This is a genomic window from Micromonospora sp. Mcm103, assembly GCF_024519755.1.
In the GTDB taxonomy this organism is placed as follows: domain Bacteria; phylum Actinomycetota; class Actinomycetes; order Mycobacteriales; family Micromonosporaceae; genus Micromonospora; species Micromonospora aurantiaca.
Genome location: NZ_JALJRJ010000012.1, coordinates 32404 through 51704 on the forward strand (window position 1 = coordinate 32404; position 19301 = coordinate 51704).

Below are 19301 nucleotides of genomic sequence, written 5' to 3' on the forward strand. Positions count from 1 at the left end.
CTTTGACCACCATGCTCGGCCCGGCCCCGGTACCACCGGACGTCCGGAGGCCCGCTCGCAACCGGCGGATCCAGCAGGGCGTACGGGAGTTCCTGGCGCCGTACGCGTACATCTCGCCGTTCTTCGTGCTCTTTTTGATCTTCGGCCTCTTCCCGTTGCTGTTCACCTTCTACATCTCGCTGTTCGACTGGGATCCCATCGGCGAGCACCGTTTCGTGGGGCTGGACAACTTCTCCGAGCTGCTGGACGACCCCCGTTTCTGGGGGGCGCTGCGGAACACGTTCAGCATCTGGGTGCTGTCGACGGTGCCGCAGTTGCTTCTGGCGCTCGGCCTGGCGCACCTGCTCAACCACGCGCGGCTGCGGCTGGCCGCCCTGTTCCGGATGTCGGTGCTCGTTCCCTACGTCACCTCGGTGGCGGCCACGACGATCGTCTTCGCCCAGATGTTCGACCGTGACTACGGCATGATCAACTGGTTCCTGGGACTGCTCGGCTTCGAGCACATCGACTTCACGGCGTCGCTGTGGGGCAGCCACATCATGATCGCCACGATGATCGCCTGGCGCTGGACCGGATACAACACACTGCTGTACCTCGCCGCGCTGCAGGCGGTGCCCCGGGAACTGTACGAGGCCGCGGCCGCCGACGGCGCGAACGGCTGGAAGCAGTTCCTGCACATCAGCATCCCCTCGTTGCGGCCGATCATCGCGTTCACCGTCGTGACGTCGACCATCGGCGGGCTGCAGGTCTTCACCGAGCCGCTGCTGGTCAACCCGGTGGGCGGACTCACGTGCGGGGCGGCACGGCAGTGCCAGACCGTCACCCTCTACCTCTACGAGCAGTCCTTCGGGCAGTTCCACTTCGGCTACGGGGCGGCGGTCGGCGTCGCGCTCTTCGTCATCGTGGTGGCCTTCTCCGCACTCAACTATCTGCTGACCACCCGAATCCGTTCGGAGCGCCCATGAAGCCCGTAGCACCGACCGCCGCGCCCCGGCGGGCCCGGCGGCGCCAGGCCAACCGCGTCCCGATCCCGGTGTACGCGCTGCTCACCCTCATGGCGCTCGTCAGCGTCTTCCCGCTCTACTGGATGTTCGTGGTGGCGACGACGGACTCCGCCACCGCGACGACTCTTCCCCCGACCCTCACACCCGGCGGCAACTTCCTGCACCTGGCCGAGCTGGTCTTCACCATCGTGCCGTTCGTGCAGTCCCTGCTGAACAGCCTCGTCGTCGCCGGCACGATCGCCGTGGGTCAGGCGGTGCTCTGCGCGTTGGCCGGCTTCGCCTTCGCCAAGCTGTCCTTCCCGGGCCGTAACACGCTGTTCCTCATCGTCGTGCTGACCATGACGGTGCCGGCGCAGCTGGCAGTGGTGCCGCAGTACCTGATCATCTCCCAGTTGGACTGGGTGGACAGCCTCCAGGCGGTGATCGTTCCCGGGCTGGTCAGCGCGTTCGGCATCTTCTGGATGCGCCAGCACATCGGCAGCACCATCGACGACGAGCTGATGCAGGCGGCGCGGGTGGACGGCGCGACCACCTGGCAGATCTTCTGGCGGATCGCCTTCCCGCTGGTCCGCCCCGCGGCGTACGTGCTGGGGCTGTTCACGTTCGTCTACGCCTGGAACGACTTCCTGTGGCCGTTCATCGTGTTGAAGTCGCCGGAGAACTACACAGTCCAGATCGCCATCAAGGCGCTGCAGCAGAACCGGGACATCGATCTGGGGCTGGCCATGTCCGGTTCCTTCCTGGCCACCATTCCGCTGCTGGTGCTGTTCGTCTTCGTCGGGCGCCGTCTGGTGCAGGGGATCATGGAAGGCGCGTTCAAGGGGTGAGGGATGACGAGCCTCCGCCGCCGACTGACCGGCCGGCTCCGGAGTGCCCGCCGCAGCCCGTACCCCGTCACGGTGCGGCGCGGGCTGCGCGTGCCGATGGACGACGGCGTCGACCTGGTCGCCGACCTCTACCTGCCGCGCGGCCCGGTGGAACCGCCGCTGCCCACGATCGTCATCCGCTCGCCGTACGGCCGGCACGGCTCGCTCACAGACGCGCCGGCACTGGCCGGCGAGGGGTTCACGGTGCTGGTGCAGAGCTGCCGCGGTACCGGTGGCTCGGGTGGCACCTTCCGGCCGCAGCTCGACGAGCAGCGCGACGGCATGGCCACCCACCGGTGGGTACGCCGCCAGCAGTGGTTCACCGGCACCGTCGCGACGTACGGCGAGAGCTACCTCGGTTACACCCAGTGGGCGGTGGCGGGACGGATGTGCCGGGACGACCCCGGGAACGCCCCTGACGCCCTGTGCCTGAACGTCACGATGGCTGACTTCGGCGCGGTCACCTGGACCAACGGCGTCTTCTCGCTGGGCGGCTCGCTCGGCTGGTCGCGACTGATGGCCCTGCGGGGCATGCGCGGCGCCCTGGTCCGGGCGCGGCTCGCGCGGCGGCCGGACCGGAAGCTGGCCGAAGCCGTCGACGTCCTGCCGCTGTCCCACGGCGACACGGCGGTGGCGGGCCACCCGATCGGCTGGTACCAGGACTGGCTGGCTCACGAGCAGCTCACCGACGACTACTGGACCCGGCAGTCGCACACCGCGTCGGTGCCCGACGTGACAGCGCCCGTCTACATGGCCACCGGCTGGTACGACATGTTCCTCCCCTGGCAGCTGCGCACCTACGCCCAACTCGTCGCGGCCGGTCGCCCGCCCCGGCTGACCATCGGCCCGTGGGGCCACCGCACCGATCAGAGCCCGTTCCTCGCCGAGTCGATCGCGTTCCTCAAGGAACACTTCGCCGGCGTACCGGCGGGCCGGCCCGCGCCCGTGCGCGCCTTCCTCACCGGCGCGCGGCAGTGGCACGACCTGCCCGCGTGGCCACCGCCGGGCACCGCCGTGCGGCGGTGGTACCTGCACCGGTCCGGGCTGCTCGACCTGGCCCGCCCCGGCGGGGGCGGCACCCGCTACACATACGATCCCGACCGGCCCACGCCCGCGCTCGGTGGTCCCGGCCTGGGTCCGTCCTGCGGGCCGGTCGACAACAGCGCCCACGAACGCCGTACGGACGTGGTCGTCTTCCGCAGTCCACCGCTGGAGCACGCCGTCGTCCTCGCCGGGGAGCCGATCGCCCGGGTCCGGTTCCGCTCGACGGCGGCCAGCGCGGACGTGTTCATCCGGATCTGCGACGTGCACCCCGACGGCCGCTCGATGAGCGTGTGCGACGGCATCCGCCGCATCGGCGGCGTCGGCACCGCGGTCGCCGACCCGCGGCCCGGTGAGGACGGTTTCGTCGAGCTGGACGTGCCGCTGTGGCCGGCGTTCCACCGCTTCGCCGCCGGCCACCGCATCGCCGTGCAGGTCAGCTCCGGAGCGCACCCGCGCTACGCCCGCAACCCCGGCACCGGCGAACCCGCCGCCACCGCGACCACCACCGTACGGGCGCAGCAGGAGATCTCCCACGACGGCGTCCACCCGTCCGCGATCGACCTGCCGGTGTGGACGTGAACTGGCGCGGACGCGCCGGCCGCCGCGCCGAAGGCATCTCCATCAATCGACGAGGAGGCTCCCCGGATGACATCCGTGTTCCATGTGGCGATCACCGGTTCGGATCGCGCCGACGGCTGCGCCGAGCGGCCGTTCCGGACGATCAACCGGGCGGCGGGCGTCGCGCAGCCCGGTGACACCGTGGTGGTGCACGCGGGGGAGTACCGCGAGTGGGTGAAGCCACGCCACGGCGGTCTCAGCGACTCCCGCCGCATCACCTACGAGGCGGCACCGGGCGAGCACGTGGTGATCAAGGGATCGGAACGCGTCACCGGCTGGGAGCCGCTCGGCGGGACGGTGTGGCGGGCGGTCGTCGACAACGCGCTGTTCGGCTCGTTCAACCCGTTCGCCGAGGAGGTGACCGGCGACTGGATCGTCTACCGCCCGGGTGCGCCACGCCGGCACCTCGGCGACGTCTACCTGAACGGCCTGAGCTTCTTCGAGGTGGGGAGCCGGGCGGAGGTCGACGATCCGCCCCGGCGCACCGAGGTCGTCGACGACTGGACCAGACTGCCCCGTCCGGTCGGCGATCCCGACCGGACCCGGCTCGTCTGGTACGCCGAGGTCGGTGAGCGGACGACGATCTGGGCCAACTTCCAGGGCGCCGACCCGAACACGGAACTGGTCGAGATCAACGTACGCCGCAGCGTCTTCTACCCGGACCAGCCGCACCTGGACTACATCACCGTCCGTGGCTTCGAGCTGGCGCACGCGGCCAGCCCGTGGGCGCCGCCGACCGCCGACCAGCCGGGACTGATCGGGCCCGGCTGGGCGAAGGGGTGGGTCATCGAGGACAACGTGATCCACGACGCCAAGTGCGCGGCGATCTCGATCGGGAAGGAGGGGTCGACCGGGCGGAACTTCTCGGCTCTGCGCGGTGACAAGCCGGGCTACCAGTACCAGGTGGAGTCGGTCTTCGCGGCCCGCCGGATCGGGTGGGACCGGGAGCACATCGGCTCGCACGTGATCCGCCGCAACACCATCTACGACTGCGGCCAGAACGCGATTGTGGGCCACCTCGGATGTGCGTTCTCCACTATCGAGGACAACCACATCCACCGCATCGGCGTGAAGCGCGAGTTCTACGGTTACGAGATCGCCGGCATCAAGCTGCACGCCGCCATCGACGTGGTGATCCGGCACAACCGGATCCACGACTGCTCGCTCGGCACCTGGCTGGACTGGCAGGCGCAGGGCGCCCGGCTCTCCCGCAACGTCTACCACGACAACTCCCGGGACCTCTTCGTCGAGGTCAGCCACGGCCCCTACCTGGTCGAGCACAACATCTTCGGCTCGCCCGCCGCGCTGGAGCTGTTCAGCCAGGGCGGCGCCTTCGTCTGCAACCTGATCTGCGGCACGGTGCGGCTGGAGCCGGTGCTGGACCGCGCGACGCCGTACCACCTGCCGCACAGCACGCAGGTGGCCGGCTACGCGGTGATCTACGGCGGCGACGACAGGTACGTGGGGAACCTCTTCCTGGGCGGCGACCCGGGCGCGGCCTACGGCCCGGGCGCGGAGGGCGCGGGGCCGCCGCTGGCCGGCACCGCCGGCTACGACGGGCATCCGGCGTCGTTCGCGGAGTACCTGGCCCGCCTCGCCGACCAGCCGCCGAGCGACCAGCAGAAGTACGTCGAGGTGCGCCAACCGGTGTACGCCCGCACGAACGCCTACGCCGCCGGGGCCCGGCCGTTCGAGGGTGAGCACGAGCCACTGGTGCTGGGTGCCGCGTCGGCGACGGTCGTCGACGAGGGCGACGGAGTCTGGCTCGTCACCGACCTCCCCGAGGCGTTCGACGATGCCCGGGTCGGCGTGGTCACCGGCCGGGACCTGGAACGGGTCCGGTGCGCCGACGCGGAGTTCGAGGAGCCGGACGGCAGCCCCGCCGTGATGGACGTCGACCTCACGGGCGAGCCCCGGCAACCCGGGCGGGACGGCGCCGTCGGCCCGATCGCGGGCCTTGCGTCCGGGACACGCCGTACACGCGTGTTCTGACGGCGGACCCGCGCGTACGCGGACGGGGACGGTGGCGCCGGCCGGCGCCACCGTCCGCATCGAACTCAGCCGCGTTCGGCCCAGTCGCCGAGGGCCCAGTCGCGGACCTCGGGCATGTCCTCCAGGTGCTCCACCACGTACGCCTCGTGGCGGTCGAGCTGACTGCGGCACCACGCCTTGAGGTCCGCCGCACCGCGCGGCAGACGCTTGGCGTTGTTGATGGCGTCCATCACGAGGTGGTACCGCGACGCCTTGTTGCGCACCGTCATGTCGAACGGGGTGGTGGTCGTGCCCTGCTCGATGAAGCCGCGCACGCGGAACCGGTCCGCGTCCGGGCGGCCGTGGACGAGCTGGTGGATCGCGCCGGGGTAGCCGTGGAAGGAGAAGACCACGTCGACGTCGTCGGTGAACAGCTCGGTGAACAGGGTCTCGCTCATGCCGTGCGGGTGGTCCTTGGGCCGGACCAGGGTCATCAGGTCGACCACGTTGACGACGCGCACCTTCAGACCGGGCAGCCGGTCCCGCAGGATCTGCGCCGCCGCGACCGTCTCCATGGTGACGACGTCGCCGGCGCAGGCGAGGACGATGTCGGGGTCGCTGGTGCCGTCGTCGGTGCCGGCCCACTCCCAGATCCCCGCCCCGCGGGCGCAGTGTTCGATCGCCTCGTCCATGGAGAGGTACTGCAACTGCGGCTGCTTGTCGATGACGATCAGGTTGATGTACGACCGCGACCGGAAGCAGTGGTCGGCCACCGACAGCAGGGTGTTGGCGTCCGGCGGCAGGTAGACCCGGGCGACGTCGCCGCGCTGGGTGAGCACCACCTGGATCAGGCCCGGGCCCTGGTGGGAGAAGCCGTTGTGGTCGTTGCGCCACGCCGTCGAGGTCAGCAGCACGTTGAGGCTCGGCACCTTCGCGCGCCACGGCAGGTGCTTGGCCTCCTGCAGCCACTTGCCGTGCTGCACCGTCTGCGAGGCGCTGACCATGGCGAACGCCTCGTAGGTGGCGAACATGCCGTGCCGGCCGGTCAGGTTGTAGCCCTCCAGCCAACCGTGGCAGTTGTGCTCGCTGAGCACCTCCATGACCCGGCCGTCGCGGCTGATCGCCACGTCGTCCGGCGTCACCCGCTCCATGAAGGCGCGGTCGGAGACGTCGAAGACGCCGCCGAGGCGGTTGCTGTTCGTCTCGTCCGGACAGAACAACCGGAACCGGTCGGCGTTGCGGGCGTAGATGTCGCGCATCATCTCGCCCAGCTTGCGCGTCGACTCGGCCCGCTGCTGCGCCGGCTGGGACACCTCGATCGCGTAGGAACGGAAGTCCGGCAGGTCCAGGTCCCGGGTGAGCAGCCCGCCGTTCGCGTGCGGGCTGGCGCTCATCCGCAGGTCGCCGTCGGGGGCCTGGTCCCGGACCAGCGCCGAGGGCGCGCCGGTGGAGTCGAACAGCTCCTCCGGACGGTACGACCTGAGCCAGCGCTCCAGCAGCGCGAGGTGCTCCGGATTGTCCTTGACGCCGGACAGCGGCACCTGGTGGGAGCGCCACGTCCCGGTGACGGTGACCCCGTCGACGGTGTCCGGCCCGGTCCAGCCCTTCGGCGACCGCAGGACGATCAGCGGCCAGGTCGGACGCGTACCGTCCCAGGAGCCGTCACGGGCGGCGGTCTGGATGTCGCGGATCCTCGTCCAGGCGGTGGCCAGGGCGGCGGCGAAGCGGTGGTGCATGCCGGGCAGGTCGGAGCCCTCGACCTCGATGACGTCGTAGCCGTGGCCCCGCAGCAGGTGGCGTACCTCCTCGGGGTCCTTGCGCCCCAGCACGGTGGGACCGGAGATCTTGGCGTCGTTGAGGTGCAGGATCGGCAGGACCGCGCCGTCGCGCTCGGGGTTGAGGAAGGACACGCCCTTCCAGGAGCCCTCCAGGGGCCCGGTCTCGGCCTCGCCGTCGCCCACCACCGCGATGGCCAGCAGGTCCGGGTTGTCCATGACCGCGCCGAACGCGTGGACCAGGACGTAGCCCAGCTCACCGCCCTCGTGAATGGAACCCGGGGTGGTCACCGACACGTGCGACGGGATACCGCCGGGGCTGGAGAACTGCCGGAACAGGCGCAGCATCCCGGCCTCGTCCTGGCTGACGTCCGGGTAGATCTCGCTGTAGGTGCCCTCCAGGTAGCCGGCGGCCACCAGTGCCGGCCCGCCGTGACCCGGACCGGCCAGGTAGATCGCCTGCTGGCCGGTGTGCCGGATCAGCCTGGAGACGTGCGCGTAGATCAGCGACAGGCCGGGGCTGGTTCCCCAGTGGCCGAGCAGGCGCGGCTTGATGTGCTCAGCCGACAGTGGCTCGCGCAGCAGTGGGTTGCCCTGCAGGTAGATCTGACCGATGGTCAGGTAGTTGTTCGCCCGCCACCACGCGTCCAGACGGGCGAGTTCGGTGTCGTCGAGTTCGGCGAGCGTACGGAGTTCGGATTCGACCGCGGTCACCGTGCTTCCCTTCCACTGATCTCGTCTTGTCCGGACCTAGCCTAGGCCCGGCGGCGTCCGGCCACGGGGGGCCGCGGGCCGGAAGCCGGGGGACTTTCGGCCCTCGCCGGCGACCGCCGCGCACCGCCGGGCCCTCCTGAGCGAGGCGGCGGTCACCGCCGGATCAGCCGGCGGTCGCCGGTCCGTAGTACGCGGCGCGCATCAGTTCCTGCATGTCGCCGAGCATCGGCATCCGGGGGTTCGCCGGCGCGCACTGGTCCTCGTACGCGTTCAGCGCCTGTTGCGGCAGCGCCGCGAGGAAGGCCTGCTCGTCCACGCCGACCGCCGCGAACGACGGCTCGATGCCGACCTCGTCGCGCAGGCGCTCGATCGCCGTGGCCAGGGCCTCCACCGCTTCGGCGTCGGTCGCCGCGGGGAGCCCGAGGGTACGGGCGATGTCGGCGAAGCGTTGCGGCGCCCGGTAGGTCTCGTACCTGGGCCAGCCGGTGAGCTTGCTCGGCACGGTGCCGTTGTACCTGATGACGTGCGGGAGCAGGATCGCGTTGGTGCGCCCGTGTGCGACGTGGAAGGTGGCACCCAGGGTGTGCGACATGGCGTGCACGATGCCGAGGAAGGCGCTGCCGAACGCCATGCCGGCGATCGTGCCGGCGTTGTGCATCTTCTCGCGGGCCACCGGGTCGGCGGCGCCCTGGTGGACGGCCCGGGCGAGGTTGCCGAAGATGAGCCGGACGGCGTGCAGGGCCAGACCGTCGGTGAAGTCGTTGGCGTAGACGGACACGTACGACTCGATCGCGTGGGTGAGCGCGTCGAAGCCGCTGTCCGCGGTGACCACCGCCGGCAGGTCGGCGGCCAGGACCGGGTCGACGATCGCCACGCTCGGCGTGAGGGCGTAGTCGGCGAGCGGGTACTTCTTGCCGGACGCGGTGTCGGTGATGACCGCGAACGGGGTGACCTCGGCTCCGGTGCCGGAGGTGGTCGGGATGCAGACGAGCTGGGCCAGCGCGCCGAGGGTGGGGAACTTGAAGGCGCGCTTGCGGATGTCGAAGAACTTCTCCCGCAGATCGGCGAAGACCACCTCGGGGTGCTCGTAGCGCAGCCACATCACCTTGGCGGCGTCCATCGCCGAACCCCCGCCGAGCGCGATGATGGTGTCCGGGCGGAACGAGCGCATCGACTCGGCGCCCCGGTCGACGGTGCGGACGCTGGGCTCCGGCTCGACGTCGTCGATGATCTGCAGGGCCACCTGCTCGCGGCGGCGGTGCAGCACGGACAGCACGCGGTCCACGTACCCCAGTCTGGTCATGGTGTGGTCGGTCACCACGGTGACCCGGTGCACGTCGGGCATGTCGGCGAGGTAGCGGATCGCGTTCGGCTCGAAGTAGATCTTCGGCGGGACCTTGAACCACTGCAGGTTGTTCGTCCGCCGGGCCACCCGCTTGATGTTGATGAGGTCGACCGCCGTGACGTTGTGCGACACCGAGTTGTGGCCGTAGCTGCCGCAGCCCAGCGTCAGCGACGGCAGGAAGGCGTTGTACATGTCGCCGATGCCACCCTGCGAGGCCGGCGCGTTCCAGATGATCCGGACGGCCTTGACCCGGCGGCCGTACGCCTCGGCCAGATCGGCGTCCCGCGTGTGGATGACGGCGCTGTGACCCAGGCCGTCGAACTCGACCATCTGCTCGGCGTACCCGAAGGCCTGGTCGTGACCGGTGGCGGGCAGCAGGGCGAGCACCGGGCAGAGCTTCTCCCGGGTCAGCGGCTCGGCCGGGCCGACCCGGTCGACCGGGACCAGGATGATCGAGGTGTCCGGGGCGACCGGGAAGCCGGCGTGTTCGGCGATCCAGGTCACCGACTGCCCGACCACGTCCGGGTTGAGCTTCCCGGAGCCGAAGAGCAGCTTCTCCAGCAGCGACTTCTCCTCCGGTGTCGCGATGTGGGCGTGCAGTCGCCGGAACTCGGCGAGGGCGGCCGGCCGGATCGCGTCGTCGATGATGACCGCCTGCTCGGAGGCGCAGATCATGCCGTTGTCGAACGCCTTCGACAGCACCACGTCGTTCACCGCGCGGGCCACGTCGGCCGACGCCTCGATGTACGCGGGAACGTTGCCGGCGCCGACACCGAGCGCCGGTTTGCCGGTGGAGTAGGCGGCCCGGACCATCGCGTTGCCGCCGGTCGCCAGGACCACCGAGACGGCGGGATGCCGCATCAGCTCGTTCGTCGCGGCCACCGACGGCTCGTCGATCCACTGGATGCAGTGCTCCGGCGCGCCGGCGGCGACTGCGGCGTCGCGGACCGTGCGGGCCGCCTCCGCGCTGCAGCGCTGCGCCGCCGGGTGGAAGGCGAAGATCACCGGGTTGCGGGTCTTGAGGGCCAGCAACGCCTTGAAGATGGTGGTCGAGGTCGGGTTCGTCACGGGCGTCACGGCGGCCACCACGCCCACCGGCTCGGCGATCTGGGTGATGCCCGTGATGTCGTCCTGCGCGATCACCCCGACGGTACGGATGTCGGCCATGTGGTTGGTGACGTGCTCGCAGGCGAAGATGTTCTTCACCGCCTTGTCCTCGAACACGCCTCGGCCGGTCTCCTCGACCGCGAGCATCGCGAGTTCGGCGTGCCGGCCGAGCGCGGCCACCGACGCCTTCTTCACGATCTCGTCGACCTGTTCCTGGCCGTAGGAGTCGTAGCGGGCCAACGCCGTGAGACCGTTCTCCACCAGGGTTCCGATCATGCTTCCGCCCTCCATCGGTCCGTCACCTCGAACCTAGATCCGCGGTGATCGATGCGACTATGGCCGGTGGACCCGCGAGGACGGGACCACCGGCCCGCGCTTGGCCCGCTGGATCTGCTCGTAGACGTGGGTCCGCAGTTCGGTGAACCGGGGCAGGGCCCGGGTGGTGAGCTGGTCGCGTTCCCGGGGGAGGTCGATGACGAGGTCCTCCTGCACGCGGGTCGGCGAGTTCGACAGGACGAGCACGCGCTGGCCCAGGTACACCGACTCGTCGATGTCGTGCGTCACGAAGACGGTGGAGATGCCACGGGTCAGGTGCAGTTCGCGGACGAGGTCCTCCAGGTCGGCGCGGGTCTGTGCGTCCACAGCGGCGAACGGCTCGTCCATGATCAGCACGTCCGGCTGGTACGCGATGGCGCGTGCGATCGCCACCCGCTGCTGCATCCCGCCGGAGAGCTGCCACGGATGGCTGCGCGCGGACTGCGGCAGCCCGACCGCGTCGAGGGCGTCGGCGACCGTCCGGGCGCGTTCGGCGCGGGAGAGCTTCTTGTGGCGGAGCGGAAGCTCCACGTTGCCGCGGACCGTCAGCCACGGGTAGAGGCTGCGGCCGTACTCCTGGAAGACCACCGCCATCGCCGGGCTCGGCCCGGTCACCGGCGACCCCTCCATCTCGACGAGGCCGCTGGTGGGGCGGAGCAGCCCGGCCAGGCATTTCAGGAGCGTGGTCTTCCCGCAGCCCGAGGGACCGACGACGCACAGCAACTCGCCGGGGTCCATGGTGAAGCTGATGTCCCCGATCGCCTCGACCTCGCCCCGGCCGGAGGCGTAGACCTTCCGCAGGTGCTCGACCCTCAGCAGGGGACGCCCGTCAGCCACGGGTCACCTCCTTCATTCCGTGGTACCAGCGCAGGACGCGGCGTTCGACGACACCGAAGACCACGGCGAGGACGACGCCGATGAGGCCGAGCAGCAGGATCCCGCTCCACATCTCGGCGATGAGGTAGTTCCGCTGGAAGTAGGCGATCCGGTAGCCGAGGCCGGCTGACGACGCGAACATCTCCGAGATCACCATGAGGATCAGGGCCACCGAGAGCGCCTGCCGTACGCCGGTCATGATGCGCGGGCTCGCCGCCGGGAGGATCAGCCGCCACAGCCGGTCCCACCGGGAGATCCGGAACGAGTACGCGGTCTCCGTCATCACGCTGTCGGTCGCCCGGACGCCTTCGATCGTGTTCAGCAGGATCGGCCAGATCGCGCCGGAGGTGATGACGACGACCTTCATGGTGTCGGTGATGCCGAGCAGCAGCATCGCGACCGGGATCAGCACGGGTGGCGGGATCGCGCGGAAGAACTCCAGCAGCGGTTCGAGCATCTCGCGTAGCGGGCGGAACCGGCCGATGACGACGCCGGCGGCGACGCCGAGCAGGATCGACGCGAACAGTCCGATCAGGAGCCGGTACAGGCTGGGCAGGACGTCGTCGACGAACGCCGGGCCGATCCAGGTCTGCCGGAACGCGTCGAGGAGCGTGGCGGGGCCGACGAGGAACCGGTTCGTCGACCGGGTGGACCAGACGGCCCAGAGCGCCACGGTCAGGACGGGAAGCCCGACTGCGAACAGGACGTTCTCGGCTACCCGGATGCCCAGGCCGCGCGAGCGGGCCCGGCCCGCGCCGAGGGCGGTCATCCGGTCGCCTCGTCCGCGAGCACCGACTGGTGCCAGGCCAGCGAGCGCCGTTCGACGAAGCGGAACACGACGTTCACCAGCAGTCCGAGCATCCCGGTGACCACGACGAGGCCGTACAGGCCGACCGCGTCCCCGGCGGAGCGGGAGAGTTCGATCATGCGCCCGAGGCCGGGGTTGCCGATCACCATCTCCGCGGTGACGGCCAGGATGAGCGCGACCGCCGCCCCGAGACGCAGGCCGGTCATCAGGTACGGCAGCGCGGTCGGCAGGATCAGGTACCGCAGCCGCTCGGCGCGGGTGAGGCCGAAACTCCGCGCGGTGTCCCGGGCGACGGTGTCGACGTCGGCGACGCCGTAGATCACCTGCACGAACACCTGCCAGAACGCCGCGTAGACGATGATGACGAGCGCGGCGCGCATCTGCAGGCCGAACATCAGCACGGCGAGGGGGATCAGCGCGACCGACGGCACCGGCCGCAGGAACTCGACTGTCGTGTGCGTCGCGCGGCGCAGGAGCGGCACCATCCCGACCACTGTCCCCAGCGCGACCGCGGCGAGCGTCGCCACCGTCAGGCCGATCGCCCACGAGGTCATGGTGAGCCGGACCCGCCGCCAGAACGCCAGGTCGCGGACCTCCTGGGCCAACCGCCCGAACACGTCGGTGGCGTACGGCAGGTAGTGCGGGTCGACCAGTCCCAGGGTCGGGATCAGTTGCCAGACGACGAGGAACCCCAGCAGGCCTGCGGCGCCCAGCAGGATCTTGCGCATCGGCCGGCTACTGCTGCTGGATGAGGCGGTCGAAGTCGGGTCGCCGGTCGAGGACGCGGTACTTCTGGGCGAGCGTCGCCAGTTGCTCCAGGCCGGCCCGGTCGAGCTCCCACCCGAACGCCGGGAGCCGCACGGAGTCCGCCACCGCCTCCGGTAGTTCGAGATTGTCCTTGATGGCCTGACGCAGGTCCTTCTCGTTGGCCGGATCCTTGGCCCAGGTGAGCGTCTTCTTCATCGCCGCCGAGAAGTCCGCGACCAGGGAGGCGTCGGAGTCCTTCAGCTTGCTCGACGTGATCGTCGTCAGGGTGGTGAGCCCGGGGACGGTGGCCTGGTACGGGGCGACCACGAGGACGTCACCGCGCTTGCGCATCTGGGTGATGAACGGCTCGGTCACCCAGGCGGCGTCGATGTTGCCGGCGGCGAGCTGGGCCGGCGCGTCCGGGAAGGCCACCTCGACGAACTTGACCTTCGCGGGATCGCCGCCGTCCTTCTCGACCGCCGCCATGATCGTGACGTCGCCGGCGGCGCCCAGGCTGTTCACCGACACCTTGCGCCCGGCGAGCTGGGCGGGCCGGGTGATGCCCGACTTCGCCGACGCCACCACGGCGTTGATGTCGTCACCGTCGGGGTAGGACGACGCGTAGTTCCCGATGATCACCACACCGAGGTTCTGCAGGTCGGCGCGGAACGGGCCGAACGGCTGACCGATGGCGAAGTCGATGTCACCGTTGAGCAGCGCCGGGATGGCCTGGGCGCCGCCCTGCGCGGGCACGACCTCCACGTCGAGCCCCTGCTCCCGGAAGATGCCCGCCTCGATGCCGCCCCACAGCGCGGCGGTCTCGCTGATCGGCAATGCGGCCACGCGGACCTTGCGCAGGTCGCCGCTCGCCCCGGGGGACGGATCGGTGGCGTCGGAGTCCGTGCAACCGGTCAGGGCGATCGCGACGCCGGCGAGAACAGCGAGGGCGGTGACCTTCTTCATGGACGAGCCCTTCCGTGCGAAGCGCTGGTGCATCCGGAGGAGTGAGGGCCGGTGAGGTGAGGTGAACCATCCGACCGCGTCGATCAGCGTCATGCAGAGGTGATTGATTGTCAAGAATTCCGATAAGGCGAATCGCATTGCGGGACGAGTGGCCGGAACTCGTATGTGAATACGTCTTGACGCGTGACGATTTTGTGACCAAACTGTGCGGTTGGTGGTCCGGTGGCGGAGGGAGCGACGACTTGGCGATCGTGATCGTGGGCGCGGGGATCGGTGGCCTCACCACCGCTCTCAGCCTGCACCGGGCCGGCTTCCGTGAGATCACCGTCTACGAGCGGGCCGACGTGCTGCGCCCACTCGGCGTCGGGATCAATCTGCTCCCGCACGCCGTTCGCGAGCTGACCGAATTGGGCCTCGGCGAACGCGTGGAAAGGCTGGGCGCGGCCCCCGGCACGCTTGCCTACTACAACCGGCACGGTCAGCAGATCTGGAGCGAACCGCGCGGACTGGACGCCGGATATCGCTGGCCGCAGCTATCCGTGCACCGCGGCCGGTTCCAGATGGAACTGCTCGACGTGGTGCGGGAACGGCTGGGACCCGACGCGGTACGCACCGGGCACCGGCTCGTCGGCGTCCGCGACGGCGTCGCCCGATTCGGGACGGCGGCGGGGGAGGTGAGCGTCGCGGGCGACCTGATCGTCGGAGCGGACGGCATCCACTCCGCGTTGCGCGGGCAACACCATCCCGGCGAGGGGCCGCCGATCTGGAACGGGCTGACGCTGTGGCGGGGGACGGCCCGGGCGCCCGGATTCCTGGACGGGCGAACCATGATCATGGCGGGGGACGCGGAACAGAAGTTCGTCGCGTACCCGATCGGCGCCGGCCTGATCAACGTCGTCGCCGAGCGGCGCGGGCCCGGTTTCGCCGGGCCCAACGCGGACTGGAACCGGACGGTCGACCCCGCGCCGGTCGTCGCCCTCTTCGCGAACTGGCGTTTCCCGTGGCTCGACGTGCCGGAACTGCTCGCCGCCGCCGACGAGATCCTCGAATACCCCATGGTGGACCGCGACCCGATCGACACCTGGACCCACGGGAACACGACGCTGCTCGGCGACGCGGCGCACCCGATGTACCCGAACGGTTCCAACGGCGCGTCGCAGGCGATCCTCGACGCGCGTACCCTCGCCTTCCACCTCGCCACCGCGCCGACGGTCCGGGCGGCGCTCGACGCCTACGAGGCGGACCGGCGGCCGGCGACCACCGCACTCGTGCTGAGCAACAGGCGGCAGGGCCCGGAACAGGTGATGGTGCTCGCCCACGAGCGCGCGCCCGACGGCTTCGACCACGTCCACGACGTCATCCCGCCGGAGGAGCTCACCGAGATCGCCACCGGCTACAAGAAGGCGGCCGGCTTTCTGCCCGCCGACCTCAACGAACGGGCCTCCCTCACGCCGACTGTCTTCTCCGGTGTCCTGCCGTGACCGGCCCGGAGCCGACCGGGTTGGACGCGGCCCGACTGGCGTCGGTGATCTCGCCGCTGCGCCGCACGCTGCTCGCCGCCGCCCGGGCCGCCGAGCACCTGCCGGAGATTCCGGACGCGCAGATCGAGATCGTGCGGGCCCTGCCCCGGGGCACCGTGTCCGGTCCCGGCGAGCTGGCCGAACGACTCCGCCTGAGCCGCTCGACGGTCAGCAACCTGCTGACCACGATGGAGGGCAACGGACTCGTCGAGCGCCGCCCCCGTCCCGGCAACCACCGCCACGTCGACGTCCTCGCCACCCCGAAGGCCCTCGACCTGTTCGACCGCTTCGACCTCGCGAGCGGAGACCTGGTCGCCCGCGCCGCGGCCACCCTCCCGGCGGAGGACCGCGCGGCCCTCGCCGCCGCGGTGCCCGCGCTGGAACGCCTCCGCGACGCCCTCGCGCAGACCAAGGACACCCCATGAGTACGCGCCGACGCGCCGTCCGCCGCGCCGAGCAGCCGGGCGGGGCCCGGTGAGCGCCCCGCCGGTTCCCGGTCTGGAGGCCGCGTTCGAGGTGGAGGTCCGGCTCGGCGCGCTGGAGGACCACGGGGTGACCCGCGCGGGCCACCGCCGCGTGGTGCCCGTCGTCGGCGGCCGGGTCACCGGCCTCGTCGAGGCCGACATCCTTCCCGGCGGTGCCGACTGGCAGCTGGTCCGCCCCGACGGCGCGATCGAGATCGACACCCGCTACTCGGCGCGCACCGCCGACGGCGGTCATGTCTACCTCCGCACGTTCGGCGTCCGCAGTGGCCGCCCCGAGGTCCTCGAAGCCCTCCTGCGCGGCGACGCGGTAGACCCCGCCGAGTACTACTTCCGCCTGGGCGTACGACTGGAGACGTCGGTGCCCGCGCTGGCCGTGCTGGAGCAGTGCGTCTTCGTCGCGTCGGCGATCCGTGAGGCCGACCGGGTGCGCTACACCGCCTACCGCGTCACGTAGTCGTTCCCGCGCGGCGCGTTGTGCGCGTTCGCCCTCCCCGTGCCCGGCCGCCGTGATATCCCATCTACTATGCGCCTGTAGTAGACGCTGGTTGTCGAGGTGGCCGCCACGCGCCGGGCCGGACGTGCGGAGGGGATGGATGGGACGCGCTCACCCGCTGCTGCGGCTGGCGCTGTTCGTCGCCGTGACGTTCGGGGTGTTCGGCATGCACACGTTCGGCCACCCGGCCGGACCCGACGCCGCCCACGCGAGCGCCGTACACGGGAGCACCGGCCACGCCGCCGACGCCGCCCGCGAGATCGCCGCCGCGCCCGACGCCGAACACGGAGACGACGGCTCGCCCGGGCGCCACGACGGGACGCACGTGTTCACCGTGTGCCTGGCGGTGCTGGGCGGCGCACTCGTCCTCGGCGCCCTGTCCCTGCTGTGGCGGCCCCGCCGCGGCACCGCCACGCCGGCCGGCCCTCGGTCCCGCGGGCCCGGCCCGGACCGGGGTCCACCCCGCCGGCCCATCGGGCTGCTACTGCGAGCCGTCACGGTCCTGCGTACGTGAGGAGAACACGGTCCGGCGTCTCGCCCGGACCCGACGACTCCGTTCCGGCACACCTCACGACAAGGACCACGTACTGATGAGACAGACCATCCTGCGCCGCGCCGTCCTCGCGGGCGTCGCCCTGTCCGCCCTGCTCGCCACCGCCGCCTGCGGCGGCGCTGACGACACCGGCGGCATGACGCACGGCACCGGCAGCAGTTCCGCGGCGGGCGCCTCGGCCTCCGCGGACGCCACAGTCAACGCCGCGGACGTGATGTTCGCCCAGATGATGATCCCGCACCACCAGCAGGCGGTGACGATGGCCGACCTGGCCCCGACGCGCGCGAGCGACAGCGAACTGAAGGACCTGGCCGCGAAGATCAAGGCGGCGCAGGATCCGGAGATCGCCACCATGAAGGGGTGGCTCACGGCCTGGGGCAAGCCCACGGACCTGCCCAGCGACCACAGCATGCCCGGCATGAGCGCCACGCCCGGGCACGGCATGCCGGGGATGGACGCGGGGATGCCCGGCATGATGTCCGAGCAGCAGATGAGGGACCTCGCCGCGGCGAAGGGCCCCGCGTTCGACAGGATGTTCGCCGAGATGATGATCGCCCACCACAGGGGCGCCATCGACATGGCCCGGACCGAGCAGGCCGACGGGAGCAACCCCGCGGCCAAGGCGCTGGCCGCCGAGATCGCCTCGGATCAGGCCGCCGAGGTGCAGACCCTGCAGAAGATCCTCGACCGCCTGTAGACGGCCGGGTGCGGCCGGTCCCGGCGTCGGGACCGGCCGCACCGCCACGACACCTGACGTACCCTGACCGGCACGAAGGGAGAGCACGTGGCGGAACTGGGCAGACTCGAATCGGCGGTGATGGACGTCCTGTGGCGTGCCCCCGAGCCCGTGCTCGTGCGTGACGTCCTCGACGCGGTGACCACCGACCGGGTTCTGGCGTACACGACGGTGCTCACCGTGCTGGACAACCTGCACCGCAAGGGCTGGGCCGTACGGGAGAAGGACGGCAAGGCCTACCGCTACCGGGCCGCCGGCACCCGCGAGGAGATCATCGCGCGGACACTGCGCCGGGTCGTCGAGACGAGCACCCACCCCGACCTGGTGCTCCTGCACTTCGCCCGGTCCGCCTCCGACCACGAGCTGCACATCCTGCGGCAGGTCCTCGACGAGCGGGAGTCCGGGGCGTGAGCCTCGCGCTCGCCCTCGTCACCGGCGCGGTGCTGGTCGCCTGCTGTGGTCCCGCCGCGTTGCGGCTGTGCTTCCGGCACGTCGCCGACCCCGTCGCGATGCTGCTCGGCTGGCTCGGCCTGATCGTCGCGGTGCTCGCCACCTTCGCCCTCGCCACCGTGATGCTCCTCGCCCCCGGCAGCACCCGGCAGTGGGCGCTGCACGACCTCGCCCGAATCTGCTGGCACTGGGCGCAACCCAGCCGGCCGCCCGCCGTCGACGAGATCGTCGGGGCGACCGGAGCGCTGCTCCTGCTGGCCGTGCTCGCCCGGTTCACGGTGACCTGCACCCGCCGGGCGATGCGCGCCCACCGTGCTCGCCGCGCCCACGCCGACCTGCTCACGCTCGCCGGCGGCCCACCGGAGCGCGGCGAGGCGCCGGTGCTGTGGATCCCGCACCCGACCCCGATGGCCTACAGCCTCGGCGGGTCCGGCGGGCTGACGGTCCTGGCCAGCGCCGCCGGTGACCTGCCGGCGGACCAGCTCGCCGCGGTGCTCAGCCACGAGCGGGCACACCTGCGGGAGCGTCACCATCTCCTGGTGGCCGCCGTGGAAGGGCTCGCCGCCGCCGTACCGTGGCTGCCCCTGACCCGCCAGGCGCCCGCAGCAGTGCGCCTGCTCGTCGAACTGCGCGCCGACGCCGCCGCCGTCCGCGAATGCGGCTCGACCGCCGTACGCGACGCGTTGCTGACCTTCGCCGGCGCGCCGCGCCCGCCGTCGGCGCTGTCGATGGCCGGTGCCGACGTGGCGATCCGGCTGCAGCGCCTCCAGGGACGCCGCCCGCACCGCCGCAACCTGGTCGCCCGCGCCCTGCTCGCCTCGACCGCCCTGGCGGCACCCCTGGGCGCCGGCGTGGTCACCGGCATCCTGTTCTGCCTGTAGACCCCCGGGACCGCCCCGGCGGCGCGGGCC

Annotated in this window: 17 protein-coding genes; 11 read left to right on the plus strand and 6 right to left on the minus strand. The window is 71.2% G+C overall.

The window, feature by feature from the left end:
* The first annotated feature begins 11 nt into the window (after window positions 1-11).
* The 4 genes from OC439_RS16555 to OC439_RS16570 all read left to right on the plus strand — a co-directional run bounded on the left by OC439_RS16555 (window position 12) and on the right by OC439_RS16570 (window position 5524).
* Window positions 12-965, plus strand: coding sequence for a carbohydrate ABC transporter permease (locus OC439_RS16555; protein WP_262014302.1), 954 nt, complete (start codon window positions 12-14; stop codon window positions 963-965).
* Window positions 962-1831 (plus strand): carbohydrate ABC transporter permease, encoded by an 870-nt coding sequence (locus tag OC439_RS16560; RefSeq protein ID WP_262014189.1) that lies wholly within the window; start codon window positions 962-964, stop codon window positions 1829-1831. The genes OC439_RS16555 and OC439_RS16560 overlap by 4 nt, the downstream gene beginning before the upstream one ends.
* A gap of 3 nt (window positions 1832-1834) precedes the next feature.
* Complete coding sequence (locus OC439_RS16565; protein WP_262014190.1) at window positions 1835-3493, plus strand: CocE/NonD family hydrolase; 1659 nt, start codon at window positions 1835-1837, stop codon at window positions 3491-3493.
* A gap of 66 nt (window positions 3494-3559) precedes the next feature.
* Window positions 3560-5524 carry a right-handed parallel beta-helix repeat-containing protein gene (locus OC439_RS16570; RefSeq protein ID WP_262014191.1) on the plus strand — a complete coding sequence of 655 codons (1965 nt, stop codon included), beginning with the start codon at window positions 3560-3562 and terminating at the stop codon, window positions 5522-5524.
* 65 nt (window positions 5525-5589) lie between these two features.
* Here OC439_RS16570 and OC439_RS16575 read toward each other — a convergent pair whose 3' ends face one another.
* From OC439_RS16575 to OC439_RS16600, 6 genes are all read right to left on the minus strand, one after another.
* Window positions 5590-7992 carry a phosphoketolase gene (locus OC439_RS16575; protein ID WP_262014192.1) on the minus strand — a complete coding sequence of 801 codons (2403 nt, stop codon included), beginning with the start codon at window positions 7990-7992 and terminating at the stop codon, window positions 5590-5592.
* Between the two features lie 163 nt (window positions 7993-8155).
* A complete protein-coding gene (gene adhE, locus OC439_RS16580) occupies window positions 8156-10720 on the minus strand; it encodes a bifunctional acetaldehyde-CoA/alcohol dehydrogenase (RefSeq protein ID WP_262014193.1) in 2565 nt (854 codons plus the stop codon).
* A 57-nt stretch (window positions 10721-10777) separates the two neighbouring features.
* Window positions 10778-11596 (minus strand): ABC transporter ATP-binding protein, encoded by an 819-nt coding sequence (locus OC439_RS16585; RefSeq protein ID WP_262014194.1) that lies wholly within the window; start codon window positions 11594-11596, stop codon window positions 10778-10780.
* On the minus strand, window positions 11589-12404 hold the full coding sequence (locus OC439_RS16590) for an ABC transporter permease (protein WP_262014195.1): 816 nt from the start codon (window positions 12402-12404) through the stop codon (window positions 11589-11591). The genes OC439_RS16585 and OC439_RS16590 overlap by 8 nt, the downstream gene beginning before the upstream one ends.
* Window positions 12401-13171, minus strand: a complete 771-nt coding sequence (locus OC439_RS16595) for an ABC transporter permease (protein WP_262014196.1) — start codon at window positions 13169-13171, stop codon at window positions 12401-12403. The genes OC439_RS16590 and OC439_RS16595 overlap by 4 nt, the downstream gene beginning before the upstream one ends.
* A 7-nt stretch (window positions 13172-13178) precedes the next feature.
* The gene (locus tag OC439_RS16600; RefSeq protein WP_262014197.1) at window positions 13179-14153 is read right to left on the minus strand and encodes an ABC transporter substrate-binding protein; all 975 of its coding nucleotides are present in this window, start codon (window positions 14151-14153) and stop codon (window positions 13179-13181) included.
* 251 nt (window positions 14154-14404) lie between these two features.
* Between OC439_RS16600 and OC439_RS16605 the strand changes: the two genes are divergently transcribed.
* The 7 genes from OC439_RS16605 to OC439_RS16635 all read left to right on the plus strand — a co-directional run bounded on the left by OC439_RS16605 (window position 14405) and on the right by OC439_RS16635 (window position 19271).
* Entirely contained in the window at window positions 14405-15634 is a 1230-nt protein-coding gene (locus tag OC439_RS16605) for a flavin-dependent oxidoreductase (protein ID WP_262014303.1), read from the plus strand.
* Window positions 15631-16098 carry a MarR family winged helix-turn-helix transcriptional regulator gene (locus OC439_RS16610; RefSeq protein WP_262014198.1) on the plus strand — a complete coding sequence of 156 codons (468 nt, stop codon included), beginning with the start codon at window positions 15631-15633 and terminating at the stop codon, window positions 16096-16098. Before OC439_RS16605 ends, OC439_RS16610 begins: the two co-directional genes overlap by 4 nt.
* A gap of 49 nt (window positions 16099-16147) precedes the next feature.
* Window positions 16148-16612: a DUF3237 domain-containing protein gene (locus OC439_RS16615; protein WP_262014199.1), complete on the plus strand. Its 465-nt coding sequence runs from the start codon at window positions 16148-16150 to the stop codon at window positions 16610-16612.
* 139 nt (window positions 16613-16751) lie between these two features.
* Window positions 16752-17165 carry a DUF6153 family protein gene (locus tag OC439_RS16620; RefSeq protein ID WP_262014200.1) on the plus strand — a complete coding sequence of 138 codons (414 nt, stop codon included), beginning with the start codon at window positions 16752-16754 and terminating at the stop codon, window positions 17163-17165.
* 76 nt (window positions 17166-17241) lie between these two features.
* Complete coding sequence (locus tag OC439_RS16625; protein ID WP_262014201.1) at window positions 17242-17901, plus strand: DUF305 domain-containing protein; 660 nt, start codon at window positions 17242-17244, stop codon at window positions 17899-17901.
* An 87-nt stretch (window positions 17902-17988) separates the two neighbouring features.
* Complete coding sequence (locus tag OC439_RS16630) at window positions 17989-18351, plus strand: BlaI/MecI/CopY family transcriptional regulator (protein WP_194799891.1); 363 nt, start codon at window positions 17989-17991, stop codon at window positions 18349-18351.
* Window positions 18348-19271, plus strand: coding sequence for a M56 family metallopeptidase (locus OC439_RS16635; RefSeq protein WP_262014202.1), 924 nt, complete (start codon window positions 18348-18350; stop codon window positions 19269-19271). Before OC439_RS16630 ends, OC439_RS16635 begins: the two co-directional genes overlap by 4 nt.
* Window positions 19272-19301: the final 30 nt, after the last annotated feature.

What these genes read in the sequence shown, in the direction of transcription:
- OC439_RS16565 (WP_262014190.1), top strand. Translation starts at nt 1,835, where the DNA reads ATGACGAGCCTCCGCCGCCGACTGACCGGCCGGCTCCGGAGTGCCCGC.
- OC439_RS16625 (WP_262014201.1), top strand. Translation starts at nt 17,242, where the DNA reads ATGAGACAGACCATCCTGCGCCGCGCCGTCCTCGCGGGCGTCGCCCTG.
- OC439_RS16555 (WP_262014302.1), top strand. Translation starts at nt 12, where the DNA reads ATGCTCGGCCCGGCCCCGGTACCACCGGACGTCCGGAGGCCCGCTCGC.
- adhE (WP_262014193.1), bottom strand. Translation starts at nt 10,720, where the DNA reads ATGATCGGAACCCTGGTGGAGAACGGTCTCACGGCGTTGGCCCGCTAC.
- OC439_RS16595 (WP_262014196.1), bottom strand. Translation starts at nt 13,171, where the DNA reads ATGCGCAAGATCCTGCTGGGCGCCGCAGGCCTGCTGGGGTTCCTCGTC.
- OC439_RS16570 (WP_262014191.1), top strand. Translation starts at nt 3,560, where the DNA reads ATGACATCCGTGTTCCATGTGGCGATCACCGGTTCGGATCGCGCCGAC.
- OC439_RS16600 (WP_262014197.1), bottom strand. Translation starts at nt 14,153, where the DNA reads ATGAAGAAGGTCACCGCCCTCGCTGTTCTCGCCGGCGTCGCGATCGCC.
- OC439_RS16560 (WP_262014189.1), top strand. Translation starts at nt 962, where the DNA reads ATGAAGCCCGTAGCACCGACCGCCGCGCCCCGGCGGGCCCGGCGGCGC.
- OC439_RS16590 (WP_262014195.1), bottom strand. Translation starts at nt 12,404, where the DNA reads ATGACCGCCCTCGGCGCGGGCCGGGCCCGCTCGCGCGGCCTGGGCATC.
- OC439_RS16620 (WP_262014200.1), top strand. Translation starts at nt 16,752, where the DNA reads ATGGGACGCGCTCACCCGCTGCTGCGGCTGGCGCTGTTCGTCGCCGTG.